Raw genomic sequence first — 226 nt, 5'->3', positions numbered from 1 at the left:
GCTCCTCCCGGAATCGGCACTTCACTTCCGATTACATATACCGGCGGAATTGCTTCCGGATCACGCTCCAACAGCTCTTTATATGTCTCTTCCGCAACTTTTGCAAGATGAGCGCCGCGTCCTGCAATGATCTCGTCGGACAGACGAACGTCTTCCGGATCGCTGTTTACTTTCATACTTGTATCGATATGAATCTTTGTAAATCCTGCTGCAACATAGTGACGGA

General features: G+C 48.7%; 1 protein-coding gene. It reads right to left on the bottom strand.

The window, feature by feature from the left end; genetic code table 11:
* Positions 1 to 226 (bottom strand): class II D-tagatose-bisphosphate aldolase non-catalytic subunit (locus NE668_RS10100; RefSeq protein ID WP_256196909.1); only part of this gene is annotated, 226 nt, incomplete at both ends.

The organism is Veillonella parvula (genome assembly GCF_024461875.1).
GTDB classification, from domain to species: Bacteria; Bacillota; Negativicutes; order Veillonellales; family Veillonellaceae; genus Veillonella; species Veillonella parvula_I.
The sequence above is the reverse complement of the archived record's forward strand: the minus strand, read 5'-3'. Positions and strand labels throughout refer to the sequence as shown.